The 22,808-nt window shown below is 39.1% G+C and carries 21 protein-coding genes, 2 tRNA genes and 1 pseudogene; 17 read left to right on the top strand and 7 right to left on the bottom strand.

Annotated features, from left to right (window positions below):
• The first annotated feature begins 60 nt into the window (after positions 1-60).
• Positions 61-131 (top strand) — tRNA-Cys (locus tag NE558_RS11820).
• A 265-nt stretch (positions 132-396) separates the two neighbouring features.
• On the opposite strand, the gene NE558_RS11815 is transcribed toward NE558_RS11820, so the two are convergent.
• Positions 397-1,020 (bottom strand): acetate uptake transporter, encoded by a 624-nt coding sequence (locus NE558_RS11815; RefSeq protein ID WP_256150294.1) that lies wholly within the window; start codon positions 1,018-1,020, stop codon positions 397-399.
• A 590-nt stretch (positions 1,021-1,610) separates the two neighbouring features.
• Here NE558_RS11815 and NE558_RS11810 point away from each other — a divergent pair.
• The 8 genes from NE558_RS11810 to NE558_RS11775 all read left to right on the top strand — a co-directional run bounded on the left by NE558_RS11810 (position 1,611) and on the right by NE558_RS11775 (position 8,557).
• Positions 1,611-1,681, top strand: a tRNA-Cys gene (locus tag NE558_RS11810).
• A gap of 124 nt (positions 1,682-1,805) precedes the next feature.
• A complete protein-coding gene (locus NE558_RS11805; protein ID WP_256150293.1) occupies positions 1,806-2,390 on the top strand; it encodes a helix-turn-helix domain-containing protein in 585 nt (194 codons plus the stop codon).
• Entirely contained in the window at positions 2,372-3,049 is a 678-nt protein-coding gene (locus tag NE558_RS11800; RefSeq protein WP_256150292.1) for a CatA-like O-acetyltransferase, read from the top strand. Before NE558_RS11805 ends, NE558_RS11800 begins: the two co-directional genes overlap by 19 nt.
• Positions 3,050-3,351: 302 nt before the next feature.
• Positions 3,352-3,627, top strand: coding sequence for an autorepressor SdpR family transcription factor (locus tag NE558_RS11795; RefSeq protein ID WP_256150291.1), 276 nt, complete (start codon positions 3,352-3,354; stop codon positions 3,625-3,627).
• The gene (locus NE558_RS11790) at positions 3,620-4,270 is read left to right on the top strand and encodes an SdpI family protein (protein ID WP_256150290.1); all 651 of its coding nucleotides are present in this window, start codon (positions 3,620-3,622) and stop codon (positions 4,268-4,270) included. The genes NE558_RS11795 and NE558_RS11790 overlap by 8 nt, the downstream gene beginning before the upstream one ends.
• Before the next feature lie 303 nt (positions 4,271-4,573).
• A complete protein-coding gene (locus NE558_RS11785) occupies positions 4,574-6,217 on the top strand; it encodes a putative manganese-dependent inorganic diphosphatase (RefSeq protein WP_256150289.1) in 1,644 nt (547 codons plus the stop codon).
• Positions 6,217-6,987, top strand: coding sequence for a tRNA pseudouridine(38-40) synthase TruA (gene truA / locus NE558_RS11780; protein WP_334303609.1), 771 nt, complete (start codon positions 6,217-6,219; stop codon positions 6,985-6,987). The genes NE558_RS11785 and truA overlap by 1 nt, the downstream gene beginning before the upstream one ends.
• Entirely contained in the window at positions 6,971-8,557 is a 1,587-nt protein-coding gene (locus NE558_RS11775) for an NAD(P)/FAD-dependent oxidoreductase (protein ID WP_256150286.1), read from the top strand. Before truA ends, NE558_RS11775 begins: the two co-directional genes overlap by 17 nt.
• 129 nt (positions 8,558-8,686) lie before the next feature.
• On the opposite strand, the gene NE558_RS11770 is transcribed toward NE558_RS11775, so the two are convergent.
• Entirely contained in the window at positions 8,687-9,163 is a 477-nt protein-coding gene (locus tag NE558_RS11770) for a GNAT family N-acetyltransferase (RefSeq protein WP_256150285.1), read from the bottom strand.
• A gap of 38 nt (positions 9,164-9,201) precedes the next feature.
• Positions 9,202-10,050, bottom strand: coding sequence for a hypothetical protein (locus tag NE558_RS11765; protein ID WP_256150284.1), 849 nt, complete (start codon positions 10,048-10,050; stop codon positions 9,202-9,204).
• A 612-nt stretch (positions 10,051-10,662) separates the two neighbouring features.
• Between NE558_RS11765 and glmS the strand changes: the two genes are divergently transcribed.
• From glmS to NE558_RS11725, 7 genes and pseudogenes are all read left to right on the top strand, one after another.
• Positions 10,663-12,486, top strand: coding sequence for a glutamine--fructose-6-phosphate transaminase (isomerizing) (gene glmS / locus NE558_RS11760; RefSeq protein WP_256150283.1), 1,824 nt, complete (start codon positions 10,663-10,665; stop codon positions 12,484-12,486).
• 210 nt (positions 12,487-12,696) lie between these two features.
• A complete protein-coding gene (locus NE558_RS11755) occupies positions 12,697-13,083 on the top strand; it encodes a GntR family transcriptional regulator (RefSeq protein WP_256150281.1) in 387 nt (128 codons plus the stop codon).
• A complete protein-coding gene (locus tag NE558_RS11750; protein WP_256150280.1) occupies positions 13,080-13,931 on the top strand; it encodes a hypothetical protein in 852 nt (283 codons plus the stop codon). Before NE558_RS11755 ends, NE558_RS11750 begins: the two co-directional genes overlap by 4 nt.
• A 14-nt stretch (positions 13,932-13,945) precedes the next feature.
• Positions 13,946-15,442 carry a hypothetical protein gene (locus NE558_RS11745; protein ID WP_256150279.1) on the top strand — a complete coding sequence of 499 codons (1,497 nt, stop codon included), beginning with the start codon at positions 13,946-13,948 and terminating at the stop codon, positions 15,440-15,442.
• Positions 15,430-16,155 carry an ABC transporter ATP-binding protein gene (locus NE558_RS11740; RefSeq protein ID WP_256150278.1) on the top strand — a complete coding sequence of 242 codons (726 nt, stop codon included), beginning with the start codon at positions 15,430-15,432 and terminating at the stop codon, positions 16,153-16,155. Before NE558_RS11745 ends, NE558_RS11740 begins: the two co-directional genes overlap by 13 nt.
• A 222-nt stretch (positions 16,156-16,377) precedes the next feature.
• Positions 16,378-18,614: pseudogene (gene feoB / locus NE558_RS11730) on the top strand (ferrous iron transport protein B).
• A gap of 12 nt (positions 18,615-18,626) precedes the next feature.
• Complete coding sequence (locus NE558_RS11725) at positions 18,627-18,770, top strand: FeoB-associated Cys-rich membrane protein (RefSeq protein ID WP_256150272.1); 144 nt, start codon at positions 18,627-18,629, stop codon at positions 18,768-18,770.
• A gap of 101 nt (positions 18,771-18,871) precedes the next feature.
• On the opposite strand, the gene NE558_RS11720 is transcribed toward NE558_RS11725, so the two are convergent.
• The gene (locus NE558_RS11720; RefSeq protein WP_256150270.1) at positions 18,872-19,423 is read right to left on the bottom strand and encodes a helix-turn-helix domain-containing protein; all 552 of its coding nucleotides are present in this window, start codon (positions 19,421-19,423) and stop codon (positions 18,872-18,874) included.
• Between the two features lie 230 nt (positions 19,424-19,653).
• Here NE558_RS11720 and NE558_RS11715 point away from each other — a divergent pair, with 230 nt between their 5' ends.
• Positions 19,654-20,226 carry an HDIG domain-containing metalloprotein gene (locus NE558_RS11715; RefSeq protein WP_256150269.1) on the top strand — a complete coding sequence of 191 codons (573 nt, stop codon included), beginning with the start codon at positions 19,654-19,656 and terminating at the stop codon, positions 20,224-20,226.
• Between the two features lie 182 nt (positions 20,227-20,408).
• Here NE558_RS11715 and NE558_RS11710 read toward each other — a convergent pair whose 3' ends face one another.
• The 3 genes from NE558_RS11710 to NE558_RS11700 form a co-directional block, all read right to left on the bottom strand.
• Entirely contained in the window at positions 20,409-21,338 is a 930-nt protein-coding gene (locus NE558_RS11710; RefSeq protein ID WP_256150268.1) for a CAP domain-containing protein, read from the bottom strand.
• A 28-nt stretch (positions 21,339-21,366) separates the two neighbouring features.
• Complete coding sequence (locus NE558_RS11705; RefSeq protein ID WP_256150267.1) at positions 21,367-21,876, bottom strand: hypothetical protein; 510 nt, start codon at positions 21,874-21,876, stop codon at positions 21,367-21,369.
• A gap of 247 nt (positions 21,877-22,123) precedes the next feature.
• Positions 22,124-22,807 carry a TIGR00266 family protein gene (locus NE558_RS11700; protein WP_256150266.1) on the bottom strand — a complete coding sequence of 228 codons (684 nt, stop codon included), beginning with the start codon at positions 22,805-22,807 and terminating at the stop codon, positions 22,124-22,126.
• Position 22,808 lies beyond the last annotated feature (1 nt).

Here is a 22,808-nt window from a genome sequence, read left to right as displayed (position 1 = left end):
TTAAGACACCGCCCTTTCACGGCGGTAACGCGGGTTCGAATCCCGCACGGATCATATTTTGGCGCCATAGCCAAGTGGTAAGGCAAAGGTCTGCAACACCTCTATCCCCGGTTCAAATCCGGGTGGCGCCTTGCAAGAGATACGTCTTGAATCAGCATTTGCTGATTTAGGACGTTTTTTTTATTTACTTTGGACAGTTATCTATTTCCGTAAAGATAATTTGGATTGGTAAGAGTAATTTAAAGGAAAAAACTTATAATAAACAAAAATAACGATTAGGTCTTAGCTATCATTTTTTTAGATCATAAGGATACAATTTTATGGGAGCAACATTGGAAACAGAGCAAAAGCACATTAAAAAAAGCCTGAATTCAGGCCTTTTAGAGGAAGCTCGTATTATTTCTTTTCAAAACAGTAAATTGGTTTTCCAATCCACAAAAATTCGTAGCCAAATTGCATATTAATTATAAGTGCTCCTGATAAGTAAAAAGATAAAATTGCAACAATAAGTTCTGACCAAGCGGCCAATTGATGCATAGGCTCCGGCATAAATCCAAGTGTGCTGCCGGTAAGACCAATAAGTAGAAAATCAACAGCTACAAAGATGAAAAATAAAACTTTGTTGGTACGGGTTGCTCCTAAAGTCATAAAGATGCTAAAAATTAAATAGCCTAAAAAGGCAATACCTAACTGTCTCGCATCAATTTTGCTAGTCACTTCTGCACCAAACATACCAAGTTTCATCATCCAGCTCATGGCCACACCTAACCAGAAAAATCCATAGGCCCCAAAAGCTGTTCCACCAAAAGCATTCTCTTTTTTAAAGTCTAGAACGCTTGCAAACAGTTGGGCGATACCACCAAGAAATATTGCCCAAGGCAAAATGAAGGACAAATCGTTGGTAAACCCTAGCTTTTGTGAAGATGCTACAAGGGTTACCATGGCTAACCCAAGAAGTCCGATAGAACTTGGATCACCTGTTTTTACACTTACATAAAGTTTTTCATTGTGATTATTCATTTTTTACCTTTCCGTCTATATTGACGAAAATTCCTACCTCCTTTTTTTTATTTTAGATTGAATTTAAATACGTGATTTTTAAGTACTTAAATTTCACGTCAACCTACAGGGGGTTTGATTGTTAAACAAATCATTAAAAATTCGGAACGTTTTTTTATTTTACCATTTGTTCTAGTTTCTGTCTACTAAAATATTCATTTTTTATAACAATTTTTTATACGCTGAAACCACCAATGAATAAAATAATTAAAAATGTATATATACTAGTATTTCAAGCTTTTTATAGCTTATTTTATGAATAAATAAAATGTATGATTCACTATATTATTTAGCTTATTTTAAGAATAATATATGAATATATTCATTTTATAATTTTTTTAGCATGTAGGATTATTAACAAAAGTCTACTGAACAGATAAAGGGGATAGACGGGCATGATTTTGAAGAATTGTTTAGATTTATAGAAGAACAGATTAAAGAAAAGGGAAATTTACACCCTATAAGATTTTTTTAAAGTTTTTTGTGCAGAAAGTAACAAAAAAAGGGGTTGACGTTTGAAATGGAAAATACTATAATAATTTTATATTTATGGCGCCATAGCCAAGTGGTAAGGCAAAGGTCTGCAACACCTCTATCCCCGGTTCAAATCCGGGTGGCGCCTTAAGCGGAAGGGCAAGTTTTCTTTAGGAGAGCTTGTCATTTTTTATTGCAGAATTAAAACTCTACGGAGCGTTGATTGGCTTGTTAAGAGAATTCATTTATAATGATGTACGGAGGTGGCAGTAGTGGATTGCAATAAGGTAGGAAAGCTTATTCTCGATTTGCGAAAAGAGAAGAAAATGACACAGAAACAGCTTGCAGATGCCATGAATATAAGTGATAAAACAATTTCAAAATGGGAACGTGGGCTAGGATGCCCTGACGTGTCGTTGCTCAATGAATTATCACAGGTATTAAATGTGAATATTGAAAAGATATTATTGGGAGATTTGGAACCCAACAATACAGACGGAGGAAATATGAAAAAAATAAAATTTTATATGTGTCCCAATTGTGGAAACGTGATTACAGCCACAGGGGAAGCGGAAATATCCTGTTGTGGACGCAAAATGACTGCTTTGGTTCCTAAGCCTGCAGATGATGAGCACTATTTAAATGTGGAAACAATAGAGAATGATTATTACATTACCTTTCCTCATGATATGTTGAAAGAACACTATATTTCTTTTGTTGCATATGTGACCTATGATAGAGTTTTTCTTATAAGATTATACCCTGAGCAGAGTGGTGAGGTGCGCATTCCCGTATTTCGTAAAGGGGAGCTTTATTTGGGGTGCAGCAGAGATGGCTTATGGGTAACAAAGGTATGACGTGTAATAAAGAATTTGTTCCTATTAAAATGGAAAGCTGGCCAAGAGCACAAATATTCTATTACTATACCCAGAAAGCCCCCACAAGTTATACTGTTGATGTAAAAATGGACGTTACTGTATTGAGACAGAAATTAAAGGAACGAGGGTTTAAATTTTTTCCTGCTTATTTGTGGTTAGTCACGAGAGCAATACAAGGAATTAACGAGTTTAGAGTAGGGATGAAAGATGGTGTTTTAGGTACGTGGAAGCAATTAACTCCAGCCTATCCTCAGTTTCACCAGGATGACAAAACAACATCACTACTCTGGACAGAATTTTGCAAGGATTTTTCAGAGTTTTATGATAATTATGAGAGGGATGTCAAGGTATATGGTGACAGCCATGGCGTGCTGTCTTCAAAAGGAATTCCCTTACCCAATGCTTACATTATTTCTTGTATCCCTTGGTTTACGTTCCAAAGCTTTTCTCTCCATAACCATGGAATAAAGGACTATTATTTACCCAGCTTTGAATCAGGAAAGTTTGTGGAAGAAGAGGGGAAGGTATTTATGCCTCTATCTGTTACAGTGCATCATGCAACAGTAGATGGTTATCACCTAAAACAATTTTTTGAATCATTACAAGTGGCAATGGCTCACCCTGATGAATGGCTATGAAGGAAGGTATTGAAACGTAGAAAATCTTACGGCTTCAATCAGCTTGCACATTGTTTTGTCAAAAGGGTTCTTATTTTTAATAGATTGATAGAAGACTAGTTTGATACTCAACCCTAAAAACCGTAGAGAATATCTGCGGTTTTTTATAATGTAATGTTAATTGGGTTACTTGAAGCAATTAAAATCGGAGAGTGGTCAAAGGTTATGGAATATTTAGACACATATCTAAATGTCATTGACGAAGGGCTGAATTCGTGTTATTTTATATTTAGATAAACATCTAAATGAAATGGGGTGATCCATTGGGACTTCAAAAAACATTAAAGGCAATTGGTGACCCGACGCGGCGGGAGATCTTGGATATGTTGAAATCAGGAGAGAAAACTGCGGGGGAAATAGGCGAACGTTTCGAGGCAACAGGGGCAACCATTTCCCATCATTTATCTGTATTAAAAAATGCAGGGTTGATAATGGATGAGAAAAAAGGGAAATATATTTATTATGAGTTAAACATGACTGTGTTTGAAGAAATTTTAAGCTGGATTACTGCTTTTACCGGAGGGGATAAAAATGAGTAAAAAAAGAATGGCAATCTATTTTTTTTCCGTACTGCCTATTATAATGGTAAGTTTGGTTTACCAAAAGCTTCCTACATTGGTGCCTATGCAATGGGAGGCCAGCGGTGGTGTACGTTATGGGGATAAGTGGCAATTATATATTATTGCTGGATTATGTTTGGTAATGGGCATTTTTATGCCTCTTGTGCCTAAAATTGACCCAAGAAAGAAAAATTATGAGAAGTTTTTTTTAGCTTATGAAAATATTATTCTTATGATTGTGATATTTATGGCTGCCATCATGGCGATTTCACTTTCGGAAAGCCTTAATCCCGGAAGAATCTCTATACCTAGAGTTGTCAGCGGTGGTGTTGGGTTCTTGTTTGTTTTTCTTGGTAACATGATGCCAAAAGTAAAATCCAACTTTTTTACTGGTGTTAGAACACCTTGGGCACTGAGCAGCGAAATGGTATGGAATAAGACACAAAGATTAGGTGGAAAAGTGTTCTTTTTTGCGGGATTAATTATGATACTGTGTGCGTGGTTTTTTCCCATTTCAGCAATGCCTTATATCATTGGATGCATAATGTGTGTCATTGTTTTATACCCAACCATAATGTCTTACATTTGGTATAAGGATGAAGCAAAAATATTAGAAAAATAACTTAGGCAGGTCTTTATGGGGCTTTGCACAAAATAGGGAGCATGCAAACAAAAAATGTTGACGGTACAAGGTTTTACGGCTATACTGAATTCATCAATAGCCAAAAAGCCTTTTACCGTTATTTTTTATGCGTAAAATTTGGTTGACTTGGCGTGAAGGGTAGGAATGACAACAGAGTTGGAAAGTTGTGGGTATTAACTGCCGAAAAGTAAGAATTTGTTTGAAATTATAGGGCATGATGATTCATTGTCATTTACGAAAGACACTTTAAAAAGGCTTTTTCTCATTAGGAGGTTTAAATACATGCATAAAGAAAGAACTGTTTATATTATTGGACATAAGAACCCTGACACGGATTCTATTTGTTCTGCTATTGCTTATGCTGAGTTAAAAAACAGATTAAAGGAAGGCAATTTTGCGGCGAAAAGAGCAGGGGAAATCAATAATGAAACAAAATTTGTTCTTGAATATTTTGATGTGACGGATCCCGGTTTTCTGGGCCACGTTGGCACACAGGTAAGGGATATTACAATTAAATCAACTCCTTCTATTAGCAGGGAGCTTTCCTTGAAAAAAGCATGGAACACCATGCGAGACTTAGGGGATGCCACAATGCCTGTGGTGCAGGACGGAAAGCTTGAGGGCATCATTTCTGTCAAAGATATTGCAACAGCCAATATGGACGTTTATGAAACCCATATTTTAGCGATGTCTCACACCAAATATACAAATATTCTGGACACCATTGACGGTAAAATGATTATCGGGGATGAAGGGGAAATTGTTACAAAGGGGAAAATTTTAATTGGTGCGGCGAATCCTGATTTATTGGAATCCTATATTGAAGAAGGGGATATTGTTATCACCGGAAACCGTTTTGAAAGCCAGCTTTGTTGTATTGAGATGAAGGCCGGCTGTATTGTTGTTTGTATGGGTGCTCCTGTTTCAAAAACCATTCAAAAACTGGCAGTTGAGAACAACTGTAAAATTATCAGTACACCCCATGATACCTATATGACTGCAAGATTAATGAGTCAAAGCACTCCCGTTGGCTATTTTATGCGAAAAGAAGGGCTGATTGCCTTCCATAAGGATGATTTTATTTCCGATATAAAGTCTGTTCTATCAAAAATCAGACACAGAGATTTCCCTGTTTTAGATCAGGACGGAAATTATTGTGGAATGCTTTCTCGCCGTTCTCTATTGGATATGGAGAAGAAAAAAATTATTTTGGTTGACCACAATGAAAAGACTCAGGCGGTAGATGGAATTGATGAAGCGGAGATTATTGAAATTATTGACCATCATCGTTTAGGCAGTTTGGAAACCGCTATGCCGGTTTATTTCCGCAACCAACCCGTTGGATGTACTGCTACCATCATTTATGGAATGTATCGGGAAAACGGGGTAGAAATCGAGCCGAAAGTTGCAGGATTATTATGCTCTGCCATTCTATCCGATACGCTGATGTTTCGTTCACCCACTTGCACACAGAAGGATAGGGAGGCAGCAGAGGCTGTGGCTAAAATTGCAGGAATTGAGATTCAAGAATATGCAGAAAAAATGTTTCGGGCGGGCAGTTCTTTGGGAGACAAGGCACCTCAGGAAATTTTTTATCAGGATTTCAAGAAATTTAGTGGCAGTGGCTTAACCTTTGGGGTTGGTCAGATTTCTTCACTGGATCAGGAGGAGCTGAGTCAGCTTCGCGCTAAAATTGCCCTTTATATGGAGTCTATTAAGGGTAGTTGTGATGTTTTGTTTTTCCTTTTAACCAATATATTAACAGAATCTTCGGAGTTGGTATTTGTTGGAGACAAGGCAAAGGACATTGTGGATGCGGCTTTTTGCGGAACAGCAGAAGAAAATTGGATTTACCTTCCCGGCATGGTGTCGAGAAAGAAGCAGTTTGTACCTAAAATATTAAATGGGATTCAACAAGTGCTATGATGAAAAATTATAAGATGATACTTGCCTATGATGGCGGGAGATATAACGGCTGGCAAAAACAAGGCAACACAGACAACACCATACAGGAAAAATTGGAGGGCATCGTTTCTGCTTTGGGGGGGTGCCCTATTGAGGTTTTCGGTTCGGGTAGGACAGATGCGGGTACCCACGCTTATGGTCAGGTGGCTAATTTTCATATGGAATGGAATGATTCAACCTTAAGACTCATGGACACTATCAACGAAAGGTTACCTGAGGATATCAGTGTGCTTTCTTTGGAGGAGGTACCTTCACGGTTTCACAGCCGTTTGAGTGCCAAGGCAAAAACCTATGAATATACCATTTGGAATAGTAAAAAACCCCCTGTTTTTGAAAGAAAGTATGTTTTTTGGTGTGATAAGCCTTTGGATGTGGAGCAAATGCAAGTGGCTGCTAAATTGTTCCTTGGAGAGCATGATTTCAAAAGCTTCTGTGCAAATAAGCGTATGAAAAAATCAACAGTGCGGAAAATATATCAAATTGATTTTCATTGCTCAGAGGATAAAATAACCATCTCCTATCATGGAAATGGATTTTTATATCAGATGATAAGAATATTAACAGGAACGCTGATCGAGGTGGGAGAGGGAAAAAGACAGCCTCATGAAATCCCCGCTATTTTTGCGGCATTAGATAGAGAAAAAGCGGGTTTTACCGCCCCGGCAAAGGGGTTGGCTTTAAAAGAAGTTTATTATGGAGAGAGGCAGGAAGATTATGATACGAATTACTGATTTAAAACTGCCTGTAAATGGGACTGAGGAGCAGTTGAAAAAAAGAGCCGCTAGAGCTTTGGGGATTCCTGCTGAAGGCGTGCTCAATACAAAGATTTTCCGCCGCTCTTTAGATGCAAGAAAAAAGGATCAAATTCATTATGTTCTCGTTGTAGATGTGGAGGTTGCCAATGAAAAGAAGGTGCTTTCTAAAGCTACAGGAAAGAATATATCTGTAACCCCCGATTTATCTTATACTTTTCCCCAGGGAAAGGCTGAATGCAAAAATCGTCCCGTTGTGGTTGGTTTTGGCCCAGGGGGAATGTTTGCCGCCCTGCTTTTGGCAGAAATGGGTTTGAATCCTATTGTCTTAGAGCGTGGGGGAGATGTGAAAAGCCGTAAAGAAGCCATTTCTCTTTTTTGGGAGGAAGGAAGGCTTAACCCTGAGAATAACGTACAGTTTGGTGAGGGGGGCGCAGGTACTTTTTCCGATGGGAAGCTGACCACACGTATAAAAGATCCTCGTTGTCGAAAGGTTTTAGAGGAACTTGTGGGGGCTGGAGCACCAGAGGATATTTTATATGATGCAAAGCCCCATATTGGAACTGATTTATTGCAAGGTGTTGTACAAAGAATTCGAGAAAAGATTCTTTCCCTTGGGGGAGAGGTTCGTTTTTTTGCCAAGGTTTCTGATATTTTGTTGGAAGGTGGACAAGTAAAGGGAGTTATACTCTCAGATGGAGAAGCCATTCATACCAACGATGTGGTTTTGGCTATTGGACATAGCGCAAGGGATACCTTTGAAATGCTGTATCAAAAGGGTGCCATGTTAGAGCAGAAGCCTTTTGCAGTGGGTGTGAGAATTGAGCATCCCCAAAGGATGATAGATATTGCCCAGTACGGGGAAGGGGAAAAGGGTTTGCCACCGGCTGACTACCGCTTAACTTATACCTCAAAAAAAGGCAGAGGTGTGTACACCTTTTGTATGTGTCCCGGTGGATATGTGGTAGCGGCAGCTAGCGAAGAAGAAAAATTGGCGGTTAACGGTATGAGTGAACATGCCAGAGACGGAGAGAATGCCAACTCTGCTCTTTTGGTTCAGGTTTTTCCTCAGGATTTTGGTTCTGACCACCCCTTAGCAGGGATGTATTTTCAAAGAGAGTTGGAGGAAAAAGCCTTTGCTTTGGGTGGAGGTAATTACACCGCTCCCATACAACGGGTAGGGGCATTTCTTGGAACTTCCAAGGAAGGATCAATGATTTTTCCTAGTTATCGTCCTAATACAAAGGAATCTAATTTGGCAGAGATTTTCCCCGCTTTTATGATAGAAGCCATGCAGGAAGCGATTCCCGAAATGGGAAAAAGGTTAAAGGGATTTGATCGGGAAGATGCTGTATTGACAGCGGTGGAGAGCAGAAGCTCTTCTCCCATTCGGATTTTGCGTGGGGAAGACGGTACAAGCCCTTGGGCAAAGGGACTTTATCCCACGGGAGAGGGTGCCGGTTATGCAGGGGGAATTGTTTCTGCCGCTGTGGATGGCATTTTAGCTGCTGAGAAGATATTCCTTCAAAACTTAGAAGTGGAAAAATAAAGAGTAACGAATTTATTCGTAGATGTATCTACGGTGTGAAACTACAAATGAGATAAAGCGCATGAGATAATCAACGTATCCATGCGCTTTTTATATTTGATGTAAAGAAGGCAGAAATAAACGGGGGTTTTATTCCATTGCCAAACTTTTCAGGGTTTCCCCAGCAAGGCGGTATACTGTCCAATCTTTCATGGGCTCTGCACCCAAAGATAAATAGAAATCTATGCTGGGCTGATTCCAATCCAGGCACCACCATTCTAAGCGACCGCATTTGCGTTCCACAGCAGTTCTAGCCAGTTCCTTTAAAATTTCTTTGCCATAGCCTTTGCCTCTGTATTCTTCTTTCACATATAAATCTTCTAGATATATTCCCGCTTTCCCTAAAAAGGTGGAGAAATTATGGAAGAATAGGGCAAAGCCAATTTCCTTACCATCCAACATGGCAAATAACACCTCTGCCTTCTTTTGTTGAAAGATCCATTCATGGAGAAGTTCTTCTGTAGCTACCACTTCCTCCAACATTTTTTCATAACTGGCCAATTCTTGTATGAAGAACAAAATTAGCCGTGTGTCTTCTTCTTCAGCAAATCGAAATGATAAATCCATTTTTTCTCCTTTTCTGTTTGCAACAACTTTTGTTATATTTATTTTATTTCCAGAATGGTGAAAGCACCTGCTTCTTCATCAGTTGAGTACACAAAGGAAAAGGCATCCTTTTCTTTCATATTATGAAGTTTTTCTGATACGGTTTCATCATAAAATTGAAAGGCTTGAATGGTTCCATCCTCTAAGGTCATCTCAACGGTATGACCATCAACCAAGCCATTAAAAACGGCGGAAGCTGATTGTGTGGGAGGAGCAAAGCCCTCTTCTTTGGTCATGGTTGCTATACTATAAAAATATCTGGGGTCCACAATGCCATCAGCAAAGGCATTTTTTTGCATTGTCACTTGGCATTTACCCAAAACCTCTTTATCCTCCATGGTGGAAACTAGTTTTGCTGTAATGACATAGCCATTTTCTGTTTCTCTATAATCTGATAAATTTGTTTCCGAAAGACCACGATCTCCCTGAGAAAGCAAATAAGCATCCCAATCCTTATCATAGGTAATGGAGTTGGAAAGAGATTCAGGCAGAGGCAATAAGTCATCATAGGTTGCAAACAGGGCAATGGCATACTCTTGGGCAACTTTTTTTGGTACCTTTAACCTTCCATCATCAGTTACTGTTACTAGGCTATTCTCAGCACCGGAGTTGCCTAAGAAATAATAAAGGGCGCTCCAAAAGAATTCAGGATCGGTGGCATCATAGTCCGTGTTGTTTTCCAGCATACAACGCATGAGTGCGTCAATGGGTTCAACCATTGTTGCCATATCCTGAGGTACTGCTCCTTGTGCTTGGGGCTTTGGGGAAGAGGGTTCGCTGTTTTTACTGCAACCTGTCGCTCCCAATAGAAATAGTGCGGTCATAAAATACAATATGTATTTCTTCATATTCATCCTCCTTAAGGCTAATACCGTATTTCTTCATTCTGGGGCATAACCCCTTATTTTTGATTGATGCCTAAGTCTATCCCATGGTATCTTACTGTCAGTCTGCATAAAAATAATCGATGATACCTTTTAAAATTGACTGTGCTTTTTGTTTTTTTCATAAAAAATCAAGAAGCAAACCTGGACACATTAAAAGATGTGACATTACTCTAGTATAATCCAATATTATAAACGAAACGTAACAAAAATCTTTCATATTTATAAATTTTTATTGCAAGACTTTTCCCCTCGGTCATAGAATAATGATAGGGGGAAACTCTTTACCCTTTCAAAAAAAAATGGTATACTATCAAAACGGTGTTGCTTTTTGACGAAAAAATTGCAACCCAAGGCTTCCTATCGGTGAAAAAGAAGGAAAGGACGGTATATGTAGTGGAAGCGCCAGAACCGCAGATAGGGCGGTTGACGAGGTAGAAGTGATCGAATTTTTCGGCGGATGCTTCTCGCCCATTCGTTCAGGGACGCAGGTCTTTCTACAAATAGGAGAAGAAAATTCTCCTGACAAAGGGAAAGGCAACGGACGAATAAAAGAATAAAGGAGAAATTTAAATTATGTGTGGAATTGTTGGATATATCGGGAACGCTGAGGCGGTACCCGTTCTTTTGAATGGACTTGCCAAGTTGGAATACCGTGGTTATGATTCAGCGGGTATTTCTGTTTATCATGATGGAATATATACCATTAAGGCAAAAGGTAGGTTGGCGAATCTGGCGGAAAAAATTAATAAAGAGGAAACTTTATCCTCCCATATGGGAATTGGCCATACCAGATGGGCTACCCATGGGGCCCCCAGTGACCGCAACAGCCATCCTCACAATAGCCAAAGCGGAAAAATTTCAGTGGTTCACAACGGAATCATTGAGAATTATATGGAAATTAAGGCCTTCTTACAGGAGCAAGGCTATGTATTTGTATCAGAAACGGACTCAGAAGTGGTTGCACAGCTGTTTGATTATTATTATGAGGGAAATCCTGTTGAAACATTAAGCAAAGTAGTCAGAAAGGTTCGTGGCGCATATGCTTTGGCTATTATGTGCATTGACCATCCCGATAGCTTGGTTGCAGTCAGAAAGGATTGCCCCCTTTTGGCAGGCTTAAGCAGTGAGGGAAATTATGTTGCATCAGATATTCCTGCATTACTGGAATATACCAGAGATTATTATTTGCTGGATGACAATGAAATTATATTTTTGACCAAAGAAGGCGTAACCCTTTACGATTTGGATGGAAATGAGATTCATAAGGATGTATTCCGTGTGACATGGGATATCGACGCCGCGGAAAAGGGCGGATACGATTATTTCATGATGAAGGAAATTATGGAACAGCCTGAAGCGTTGAGAAAAACAGTTTTCCCCAGAATGACAGAAACGGGTATCAGTTTTGAGGATCTTTCCTTGACGGAAGAGGAAATTAAGAATTTTAATCGTATTCACATTGTTGCCTGCGGTAGTGCATGGCATGCAGGTGTTGTAGGCAGATATGTTATGGAAGAAGTAAGCAGAATTCCTGTTGAAGTAGATATTGCTTCTGAATTCCGCTATCGTAATCCTATTTTGAATCAGAATGACCTTTGTATTATCATCAGCCAATCCGGAGAGACCGCAGATACTTTGGCGGCGTTAAGAGAAGCGAAAAAACAGGGGGTTAAAGTACTCTCTATTGTGAATGTGGTGGGCAGTTCCATTGCTAGGGAAAGTGATGATGTGCTTTATACTTGGGCAGGGCCTGAAATTGCAGTGGCAACCACAAAGGGATATACAACCCAGCTTTCCTTGCTATATCTGGTTTCCTTGTATTTTGCCAAGGTACGGGGTACTATGGAGGAAGGACGCCTGAATGAGTATCTACAGGAATTACGCTTATTACCTCAAAAGACAGAAGAGGTATTAAAGTTAGATACAAAAATGGCTGAGCTTGCGAAAAAATATGCTCAAAGTGAGGACGTATTTATCATTGGTCGTGGTCTGGATTATGCTGCTGCAATGGAATCCTCCTTGAAGCTAAAGGAAATTTCCTATATCCACAGTGAGGCTTATGCGGCCGGGGAGTTAAAGCATGGAACCATATCCTTAATTGAGGAAGGGACGCTGGTGATTGCCATCGCAACCCAGGAAAGACTGTTTGAAAAGTTGGTAAGTAATGCCAAAGAGGTAAAGGCTAGGGGCGCTAAAGTAATTGCCATTGCTGTGGAAGGAAATCTTGCCATGGAAGAGGTGGCGGATGAGGTGATTTATCTGCCGAAGTCAGGAGATATTTTTACAAGCTCTTACAATGTTTTGCCCATGCAGTTGTTTGCCTACTATACAGCAGTGGAAAGAGGCTGTGATGTTGATAAGCCCAGAAATTTGGCAAAATCAGTAACCGTTGAATAAATTAGATGCTTCTTGTTGCTTCATAAAGAAGCTTTTTAGGTGCCGATAAAGTCGGCACCTTTTTATTGCAAAAATTTTGATAGAGATAGGAAATAGAATGGTTTATGAAACATTTCGACAAAAAGCTTTTTTTATATTGACACCTAGGTGTATGAGTCATATAATACACTTAGGTGTGTTATCAATATAGTACACTTTAGGAGGGGTAGTATGTTAGATTTTACGGAGCTGGTTCTCAATACAGTGGAACCGGTTTATGCACAAATAAATGAATTTGTAAAGCGGCAGATATTTTTAGGGAAGGCAAAAAAGGGAGACCCATTGCCATCTAGGCGTGAACTGGCAACTCAGCTGAAAATTAACCCCAATACTGCGCAAAAGGCTTTTCGTGTTTTAGAAGATGCGGGCTTGGTTCTTACACCCAAAAACACAGTCAGCATCCTTTATTTTGATGAGGATATGTTATTGGAGATACAACGGGAAATGACAGGAGATTTGGTAGCTGAATTTGTAAAAAGGTTAAAGGAAAATAAATTATCCCTTGATGAGGTATTGGGATTGCTGCAACAAGAATGGGAAAGGGCGGAGTCAGCATGAAAAATACAATAAAACTCAGTAATTATTTGTTTCAATGGTTTTTTCGCAAGAGTGGCCGATATATTATGGGCATTTCTTTAGGGATTGCCGCTCTTCTGATTTTAATTAGCAGCAGCCTTAGCACGAACAATGCATATCAGCATATTGCAAAGGAATTTCGCACCTATGATATGGTAATTGATTATAGTGGCGCAGGTATCGTTTTTTTTCTGGGTTTGATTACACTTTTTATCACACTCTTTATTCAAATGAATGGATTTTACACTAACGGAAAAGGGATGTATTCTATTTTGATGCTGCCTATGAAAAGGTGTCAGGTGTTTTATGCCTTCTTTTTATCGGCATCAGCGGTGGTTTTTTTATATTTTGCGCTATGGCTTGTGGCTATGGTTGCGTTGTACATACCCATTACTTCTATGTATGTGAAAGCGGCATTCCAATCTGTTTTGCGTTTTTCCCAGAGTGTAACCGTTAGAGAAATAGATGCCACTATTTCCAATGGATTTTTTTTGGCCTTTCACAGAAGTATTTTTCTATCTTCCTGTTTCCCTGTTTCTTGGATACAGGTTTTGGCATTAAGTGGAGGATTGTTTCTCTCCGTTACTGCCATTGTTTTTGCAGGATTATATAATGAAAGTGTTTTTATAAGAGTGTTACTGTTTGTGGTTGTATTAGCGGGATTTTTTGTGGCATTTTATCGGGCGTGGCTTTTTATTGATAATCAGTTATTTTATTCAGTGAGATCTATATTGCCCCAAAGTCTTTATTTATTTGTACTGGCAGGGTTTCTCGGAGTGACATTAATAGTTGTTGCCATACACAAATTAAAGTGGAGAAAAGACATTTAAAAGGGGGGAAGGGTATGAAAAATAAGGTGATTTGGGCGGTGGCTTTACCCATTCTGATCTTCACGGTTTTTTTTGGTGTAATGCATGGATTACAGAAAAAAGGAATTTTTTATTTAAGTGATTTAGAGGGACAAAGAGAATATTTAACCCTTTTTCCCTTGGAAGGGATTGCCGGTGATGGTACCCAAGGAATCAGTTTTCGTTTAGAGGATGGAGAACTAACCACTAAGTTTTACCCTTTTGACACAGAGCAAATTAAAAATATTGTTTTTGCTGAGCGCAGAGGTTTAACGGGATTTGAAAAATATAGCTACAATTATTATAAACAAGAAAATTATTATGATTTTAGTCGTAGTGGCAATGTATTTTCTTCTACCGATTCGGCACCTTCCAAAGATGCAAAGATACAACATAAGGATAGCTTTAATGAGGAACTATTAGAAGACTTTGATTTGCAAAATGCCGAATTTGTTGGAGGGGAGACAGTTATTGCCGATAAGATTGATGTGTATTTATCTTTTTTTGATGTAGACAATGGGCGTTGGGCAAGGGTGCCTACAGGAATGACTCTGCAAGATAAGCCGTATTATTACACACGGGGTGATTATGCAGAAACAAATTCTTTCTTCACCCATTCCGCTTTTAATGATGCCCAAATTAATGCGATTTGCATTAAATTGGGAGATGCTTATTTTAGCATGGCAATTCCCAGCAAGGAGTGCCAAGGAAAAACCACCTTGTATCGTGTCAACAAAGAGGATTTGGTTAAAACACCTGATGAAGGAAAGATATATGACCAAAAGGAGTATGGCAAAGCAACGGCTCTATGCGCCTTCCCTGTGGGTGAGGATAATCATATATTAGGAATGTTTAAGGTTGGCGAGCAATCCATTGGAATTTTTAGAACCCAAAAGGACAGCTTGTTTTTCGAATTATATAATACAGAGGGCACCTTGGTTGCGCAGGATTTGCTTACTAATGAGCTGGGTAAAAGGGTAGACCAAGCTGAGGCCGATGTGGTTTCTTGGAATGAAAGGGATGCTTCCATCTACTTTAGAACATATGAAATTGTAAAACAGAAGGATGGTTCAGAGGCTTGGGAGACGGTTGTAAATGGAATGTACCAATTTGATGAAAAAGGCTTAAAACGAATGAATTGCTATGGAGATGGTGGAAGACTACTTTCTGTATGTAGGAATAATCTGATTTTTGATGTATCTATGGTGAATGATGAAGAAAAATTGAAGCTTCCTTACTACTACGGATATCAGGTGTATCTGACTGTAATGAATGGAGATACTGAAAAGGTTCTCTATCGGGGTCAGTTGGTAACGGATTATGATGAAGATATTTATAAAATGTTTTCCATATACGATATTGCAAAAAGTGCACCTTATCTTGAGGAGGCAATGAAAAATTATTATGGTGATTCAATCATTACCCAAAGACAGCGACAAATTATGGAGGTTATACCTATAAATGGAAAGGTGGAAAATTCATGGTGGAGATAAAAAATTTATATTTTACCTATGCAAACTTTAAAAAAGTTTTAGAAAATGTCTCCTTCATTGTTCCCACGGGACAGATTGTAGCGATTTTGGGTGCCAATGGTGCGGGGAAAACCACACTTTTGAAGCTGATTGCCGGTTTGATGAAGCCGGACAATCATATGGAAATTAAGATAGATGACCAAACACCTCAGGAGATGGCAGGTAAAATTGCTTTTATCAGTGAGGCAGGAACATATTTTAACGATCTGACACCTAAGGAATATGGAGATTTTTCGCAGGATTTTTTCCCATCCTTTGATAGACCTTACTTTGATATGCTTTTGGAATTTTTTCATTTAGAGGACCGACCCATCAAAAAGATGTCAAAGGGGCAGAGGGCTAAGGTGGAGATAGCCGCGGGTATGGCAAAAAGAACACCATACATTATTATGGATGAACCCTTCGTGGGTAAGGATATGTTTACCCGACAGGATTTTATGCAGGCCTTATCCGGTACCCTATCCGGCGAGGAAACGATTTTTATAACCACCCATGAAATCAATGAAATTGAAAATTTCGTGGATCGGGTGATTATTTTAAAGGAAAATACCCTTGCGGTGGATATTACATTGGATGACCTTCGTCAACAGGGCAAGACCATTCAAGAGCTCATGAAGGAAACCATTGGTTATCAGGAAAATGGTTTTCATACTTATTTAGATAAAATCGAATAGTATTGGATGCATAAAAAATAGAGGGGCACAAAGAATAATCGTCCAAGGGGATTTTTACCCTTGGACTTTTTTTTCTTTATGGGAATTTTATTGATGATGGAAAGAATACCAGTAAGTATCTGCAACGCCAAAAAACAAGGAAAATTGACATCGGTTGGGGGTTATGCTATACTTTCTCATGAATTAGACTGAATTAACTTTAGGATAGATAGAGGGATCATAATGACGTTAGATGAATTGCCCATTGGCAAAGAAGCAGTAATTTTGAGGGTTGGCGGCGAAGGGGTTTTGCGCTATCGCCTTTTAGATATGGGATTGATACCTAAAACAAAAATAATGATTACAAAGGTTGCACCTATGGGTGATCCCATAGAGCTGCGCTTGAGAGGCTACACGCTGACCATTCGTTTGGAGGATGCTAGGAATATTCAGGTGATTGAGGAGGCTGCAAAATGATATTTGCTTTAGCAGGAAATCAAAATTGCGGTAAAACAACATTATTTAATCAGCTGACAGGCTCCAATCAGCATGTGGGAAACTTCCCTGGGGTGACGGTAGAGCAAAAAATTGGTGAAATCAGGGGTCATAAGGATTGTAAAGTGGTGGATTTACCTGGTATTTATTCCATCCGTCCCTATACCAGTGAAGAGATTGTAAGCCGAGATTTTATTTTGAATGAAAAGCCTGACGGCATTATTAATATTGTAGATGCCACCAATATTGAGAGAAATTTATATTTGACCCTGCAATTGCTGGAAATGCGCATTCCTATGGTTTTGGCACTAAATATGATGGATGAGGTGCGCAATAACGGTGGTACGATAAACGTTGAAAAGATGTCGGAGGAACTTGGCATTCCTGTAATTCCCATCAGTGCGGCAAAAAATGAAGGAATTGAAGAATTGCTTCAGAGTGCATTGAAGGAAACGAAGCAAAAAAGATTGCCTCAAAGACTGGATTTTTGCCCTCAAGGACCCGTGCACAGATGTATCCATTCTGTTTGTCATCAGTTGGAGGATCATGCGGAAAATGCAGGTCTTCCATTAAGATTTAGTGCCACAAAGGTAATTGAAAATGATGAGGATATAATAAAAAGATTGATGCTCAGCCAAAATGAATTGGAATTGATTGAGCACAGCATTATTGAAATGGAAACAGAGCTTTCTATGGATCGTAATGCAGCGTTGGCAGACATGCGCTATGCCTTTATTGAACGGGTTTGCGAAGCAACGGTTATCAAATGCAAAGAAAGCAAAGAGCATATTCGCAGTGTTCGCATTGATGGATTGCTAACCCATAAATTTTTGGCAATACCTATTTTTATCGGCATTATGTTTATGATTTTTTTCCTTACTTTTAATGTGATTGGTGCGTTTTTAAGTGATGGGTTATCTGTACTCATTGATGGGATTACGGGCTGGGTGGATCAAGGGCTAACCTTATATGGCATAAATCCTGTGGTACACGGCTTGGTCATTGATGGTATTTTTGCCGGGGTTGGCAGTGTTCTAAGCTTTTTACCAATCATTGTGGTGTTGTTTTTTTTCCTTTCTATTTTGGAAGATACAGGATATATGGCAAGGGTTGCTTTTGTAATGGATAAACTTCTGCGGAAAATCGGTCTTTCCGGTCGCAGCATTGTTCCTCTATTAATTGGTTTTGGCTGTACCGTTCCTGCGGTTATGGCAACCAGAACCCTTTCTTCAGAACGGGACAGAAAAATGACCATGTTATTGACACCTTTTATGAGCTGTTCTGCAAAAATACCTATTTATGCTGTTTTCACAGCGGCATTTTTTCCAAAGCAGGGAGCATTGGTTATGCTTGGTCTTTATCTGTTTGGTATTGTCGTAGGAATTATAGTTGCACTTTTGTTTGGTAGAACTATTTTTCATGGTAACCCCATACCCTTTGTAATGGAATTGCCAAATTACCGTTTTCCTTCACTCAAAAGCGTGGTTTTGTTAATGTGGGATAAAGCAAGAGATTTCTTACAAAAGGCATTTACTGTTATTTTTGTAGCTACAATTATTATTTGGTTTTTACAAAGCTTTGATAGTCACTTAAATATTGTAGCAGACAGTGCAAACAGTCTTCTTGCAATGTTCGGTAGGATTTTGGCACCATTATTTGTCCCTCTCGGATTTACAGATTGGCGTATACCCACAGCGTTGATTACGGGTTTCACCGCAAAGGAAGCGGTAATCAGTACCATGAGTGTTTTACTGGGAACAACGGTTGCACAGTTGAATATAGCTTTATCGACACTATTTACACCTATTTCTGCCATTAGTTTTTTGGTATTCACACTGTTATACACACCCTGTGTAGCGGCTATTGCGGCGGTGAAAAGGGAACTGAATTCAGGATTTTTGGCAGGGGTTGTTGCTTTGATTCAATGTGTGATAGCGTGGATTGTGGCTTTCGGTGTATATCAAATATTACAGCTGTTTGCATAAGGAGCTGAATACATGGGTATTTTGGATTATATTATTTTAGGCCTGATTGCCTTAGGTTTTATAGGGGCTGTTCGTCGCATGAAAAAAAACGGCGGTTGCTGTGGGTGCGGGGGAAATTGCGGCCAATGTAAAAAAGAAAGAAAAGAGAAAAAGTGAGTACATTTTTAAGCTTAAAATGACAAAGGCGCTGTGCCTTCTGATTAATCAGAAGATACAGCGCCTATTTTTTTTGTACTTCCTATGAAAAATGGCTTGGTTTAATTGGGGTAATAATTGATTTCTATAAAAGAGAGCATGGTATTTTTTCGGTTGATATAGGTATGCCCGATGGAGGAGTCAAAAGCCAGAGAATCCCCCTCAACCAACGTATAGTTACCTGCCTCAGTATGAAGGTCTAGTTCTCCTTGAATGATATAAATATATTCTTGCGCTTTTTCCGAATGCCCGATGGAAGCATTGGAAGATTGTGCATCCAATTCTACATAAAAGAGTTCAAAATTACGCACAGGGGTGCTTTTAAAATAGCAATATACCCTATAATGTTCTGTTTCACCTGTTTGCATTACAGAATCCTCCCTTGAGACAAAGGTTGACTCTTTCTCAACACCCTCCATCAATTTTGTATACGGAACATTAAGGCCATTGGCAATTTTCCAAATTGTATTAATTGTGGGATTGCTGCCGCCTTTTTCTATATCTGAAAGCATTGCTTTGCTAATTCCCGAAATTTTTGATAATTGACCCAGTGTCAAATTCCGTTCATTTCTTAATTCCTTGAGATTAAATGCAATAATTTTACCCAGTTCCATAAATTCACCTTTTTCCCTTGACAAATAAAACGAACGATTGTAAGATATAAAAAACAATTCGTTCGATATATCGAGCAAATGTTAAATAAGATATATACCATTATAATCAAAAAGAAGTAAGAAATCAAGAAAAAGGGATTGCATAAACCGGGGAAACCCTTTATGTTGTTCATTTCGTAAAAAATCCCTCTTGAAGTATAGAAGGACATTAGATAAAAGGAGGTTTTAATATGGAAAAGCTATCAAGAGAAAAAGGGTGGGAGTTGTTATGTGAATACACAAAGACACCGGCTCTTCGAAAACACGCATTGGCAGTAGAAGCGGCTATGGCTCATTTTGCCCGAATCAATGGAGAAGATGAGGAGTTATGGGGCGTTGTAGGATTATTACATGATTTGGATTACGAAAAATATCCAGATGAGCATTGTCACAAAGCTGAAGAAATTATGAGAGAGCAAGGGATAGATGAAGTTTATATTCGAGCGATGAAATCCCACGGATATGGTATTTGTACAGATGTAAAACCGGAGAGTCAGATGGAAAAGGTTCTTTTTACCATTGATGAACTGACAGGGCTAATAAATGCCCTTTGCTTGATGCGCCCATCGAAAAGCGTGTTGGATTTAGAAGTGAAGTCTGTAAAAAAGAAGTTTAAAGATAAGTCTTTTGCGGCAGGGGTAAATAGAGAAGTTATTATCAATGGGTGTGAAGTACTTGGTATGGACTTGGATGAGGTGATACGGGAAACCATTGAAGGGATGAAAGAAAAAGCAGAAGAAATTGGATTAAAGGGAACCCTTTAAGAAAGGGTTTGCGTATAACCCACTGCATAAAAAATAGACGTACAAGCATCTAAAAGATTAATAAATTGGAGTACATAAAAGATTTGCCGTAGAATAAAATTCTACGGCAAATCTTATGAAAACATATTACTAGGGAATCACGTTCACCCTATTTATTTTCAGGTTACAACTTATTATCAATCTTAGTAGGTAAATAACTGTGTCCAAGCATTGCCGTCAACGCCAACGCCGATGTACTTAAAGTTAGGGTTCATGATATTAGCTCTATGACCTTCGGAATTCATCCAGTCATTCATAACCTGTTCAGGTGTTTTTTGTCCAAGAGCGATATTTTCACCGGCACCTCTATAAGAAGCATTTGCTTCGTCAAGGGCAGTAAAGCAGCTTCTGCCGTCAGGTCTTGTATGAGAGAAGCTTGTTTGTACCTCTTTTGCACGAACCTGTGCAGCCGCGGTTACTTTTGTATCAATTGTTAATGCACTTAAGCCAGCTTTTGCTCTTTCTGCATTTACGAGGTCAACTACTTTTTGAGCATTTGCGGATACAGTTGCAGTTGTATCAGTGGAACTATTGTTGCTGGAGCCGTTGTTGCTGGAGCCGTTGTTGCTGGAACCATTATTGCTGGAGCCATTATTGCTGGAGCCGTTGTTGCTGGAGCCGTTGTTGCTGGAGCCGTTGTTGTTTGAGCCATTATTGCTGGAGCCATTGTTGCTGGAGCCGTTGTTGCTGGAACCTGTTGTGCAATTGGTCCCTGTGCAAGTGTTACCAGTGTTACATTTGGTGCCTGTTGTAGCCTTTGTACCAGGTGTACACTTAATGTTTGGTGTGCAATTGATTCCATTTTTTGTGATAACCACACCTTTTAAGTTTGAAGTGCCTTTAACGGATGATCCATTGTTGCAGTTCAACTGGCTTAAAATGGAATCTAAATTTACGGAGTTTAAGCAGTTATTTTGTGTGCTGTTCAAGTTCTGAGCGCCCTTTACTGTGCCATTTGAAGTAGGGCAATTGGAACCAAATGATATATTACAGTTAAGTGGTGCAGCCATTGCCTGTACGGACATGGTAAGGACTGCAACAGAAACAGCGGCAGCTAATCTAAATTTTTTCATTTCATTTCCTCCTTCTTTCATCTACAAGTTAGTTATTGCAACCGGTATTACAATTAGAACCGGTGCAGTTATAACCGGTAAAGCAGTTGGAAGCAGTTGTGCTAGCGCCCTTAACGGCTTTCGACGTTGTTGTGCAGTTAGAACCTGTTGTGCAGTTGGAGCCTGTTGTGCAATTGTTTGTGCTTGCACCTTTCACTTTTGTTGCAGCATTTGTATAGCAGTTAGAACCCTTTGTTGAAGTGGTGCAGTTAGAGCCTTTTGTTGTTGTTGTGCCTTTTACGTAGTTAGCACCCTTTACAGATGAACCGTTGTTGTTGCAGTTCAGCTGGCTAAGAATAGAATTGATATTTGTGGAGTTAAAACAATTATTCTGTGTGCTGTTTGAAGTCTGGATACCTTTTACTGCACTTGTATAAGCTTTGCTTGTTGGGCAGCTGGAACCGGAAGATATATTACAGTTCAGAGGTGCGGCCATCGCCTGCACGGACATGGTAAGAACTGCAACGGAAACAGCAGCGGCTAATCTAAATTTTTTCATTTAAAGTTCCTCCTTATTGATAGAAAAGTTTTTAAATAGTTGTTTCTCAATTATTATGTAATTGTTACAAAACTGTTACAAGGACATAGTATCACAGCATTTCTAAGAATAAAAGCGGAAACAAATGGTAATTTATTATGAAATAAGTGGTGAAAATCTCTGTTTTCCTTGAATTTTAAGGGATTGGGGGATAAAAAAGGAAAAGACCTTTCTCTAAATTTTAATAAAGATAAGGTCTTTTCATAAATTATTTGGAGTCTAAAGAAAAGAATGGTTTTAATGCTGATGCAACGGAGCTGATAGGCATGGTTTGCAGCCATATATGTCCGGGTCCTGTTATCACTGTATTAAAAAGACCTTCACCGCCGAACAGCATATTTTTAAGACCGGGTACCATCTGAATATCCATCTGGCAGGTTGTGCTCATTGCAGCAAGATAACCGCTGTCAATGATAATTTGTTGTCCTGCCTGAAGATCATATTCCACAGTGTGTCCATCAAATTCAGCAAAAACGGTACCTTTGCCAGAAACTTTTTGTAAGATAAAGCCTTCGCCGCCAAACAGACCTGAGCCAAATTTTTTATGAAAATGGACGGAAAGCTGTACACTTGCTTCTCCCGCAAGAAATGCGCTTTTTTGAAAGATATATTCTTGAGTGGGTGAGACCTCAAAGGCTTTGATGCTACCTGGGAAACTTGAAGCAAAGGCAATTACCCCTGGGCCTTGACTGGCGGTGTATCTATTCTGGAAAAAAGATTCCCCCGAAAACATTCTGCCAAAAGCCTTACCAATTCCACCGTTCGTGCTTGTTTCCATTACCATATTAGGAGACATCCATGCCATAGAGCCTTTTTCTGTAATCATTGTTTCTTCTGCATCAAGCTTGCATATAACCACTGGCAAGGTTTCGCCTGTTATTTCATATTTCATG

Source organism: Anaerotignum propionicum, from assembly GCF_024461735.1.
GTDB lineage: Bacteria > Bacillota > Clostridia > Lachnospirales > Anaerotignaceae > Chakrabartyella.
This window is presented reverse-complemented; position numbering and strand designations above follow the sequence as displayed.

What these genes read in the sequence shown, in the direction of transcription:
- NE558_RS11815 (WP_256150294.1), bottom strand. Translation starts at nt 1,020, where the DNA reads ATGAATAATCACAATGAAAAACTTTATGTAAGTGTAAAAACAGGTGAT.
- NE558_RS11800 (WP_256150292.1), top strand. Translation starts at nt 2,372, where the DNA reads ATGGGTAACAAAGGTATGACGTGTAATAAAGAATTTGTTCCTATTAAA.
- NE558_RS11790 (WP_256150290.1), top strand. Translation starts at nt 3,620, where the DNA reads ATGAGTAAAAAAAGAATGGCAATCTATTTTTTTTCCGTACTGCCTATT.
- NE558_RS11785 (WP_256150289.1), top strand. Translation starts at nt 4,574, where the DNA reads ATGCATAAAGAAAGAACTGTTTATATTATTGGACATAAGAACCCTGAC.
- truA (WP_334303609.1), top strand. Translation starts at nt 6,217, where the DNA reads ATGAAAAATTATAAGATGATACTTGCCTATGATGGCGGGAGATATAAC.
- NE558_RS11775 (WP_256150286.1), top strand. Translation starts at nt 6,971, where the DNA reads ATGATACGAATTACTGATTTAAAACTGCCTGTAAATGGGACTGAGGAG.
- NE558_RS11770 (WP_256150285.1), bottom strand. Translation starts at nt 9,163, where the DNA reads ATGGATTTATCATTTCGATTTGCTGAAGAAGAAGACACACGGCTAATT.
- NE558_RS11765 (WP_256150284.1), bottom strand. Translation starts at nt 10,050, where the DNA reads ATGAAGAAATACATATTGTATTTTATGACCGCACTATTTCTATTGGGA.
- glmS (WP_256150283.1), top strand. Translation starts at nt 10,663, where the DNA reads ATGTGTGGAATTGTTGGATATATCGGGAACGCTGAGGCGGTACCCGTT.
- NE558_RS11755 (WP_256150281.1), top strand. Translation starts at nt 12,697, where the DNA reads ATGTTAGATTTTACGGAGCTGGTTCTCAATACAGTGGAACCGGTTTAT.
- NE558_RS11750 (WP_256150280.1), top strand. Translation starts at nt 13,080, where the DNA reads ATGAAAAATACAATAAAACTCAGTAATTATTTGTTTCAATGGTTTTTT.
- NE558_RS11745 (WP_256150279.1), top strand. Translation starts at nt 13,946, where the DNA reads ATGAAAAATAAGGTGATTTGGGCGGTGGCTTTACCCATTCTGATCTTC.
- NE558_RS11740 (WP_256150278.1), top strand. Translation starts at nt 15,430, where the DNA reads ATGGTGGAGATAAAAAATTTATATTTTACCTATGCAAACTTTAAAAAA.
- NE558_RS11725 (WP_256150272.1), top strand. Translation starts at nt 18,627, where the DNA reads ATGGGTATTTTGGATTATATTATTTTAGGCCTGATTGCCTTAGGTTTT.
- NE558_RS11720 (WP_256150270.1), bottom strand. Translation starts at nt 19,423, where the DNA reads ATGGAACTGGGTAAAATTATTGCATTTAATCTCAAGGAATTAAGAAAT.
- NE558_RS11715 (WP_256150269.1), top strand. Translation starts at nt 19,654, where the DNA reads ATGGAAAAGCTATCAAGAGAAAAAGGGTGGGAGTTGTTATGTGAATAC.
- NE558_RS11710 (WP_256150268.1), bottom strand. Translation starts at nt 21,338, where the DNA reads ATGAAAAAATTTAGATTAGCTGCCGCTGTTTCTGTTGCAGTCCTTACC.
- NE558_RS11705 (WP_256150267.1), bottom strand. Translation starts at nt 21,876, where the DNA reads ATGAAAAAATTTAGATTAGCCGCTGCTGTTTCCGTTGCAGTTCTTACC.
- NE558_RS11700 (WP_256150266.1), bottom strand. Translation starts at nt 22,807, where the DNA reads ATGAAATATGAAATAACAGGCGAAACCTTGCCAGTGGTTATATGCAAG.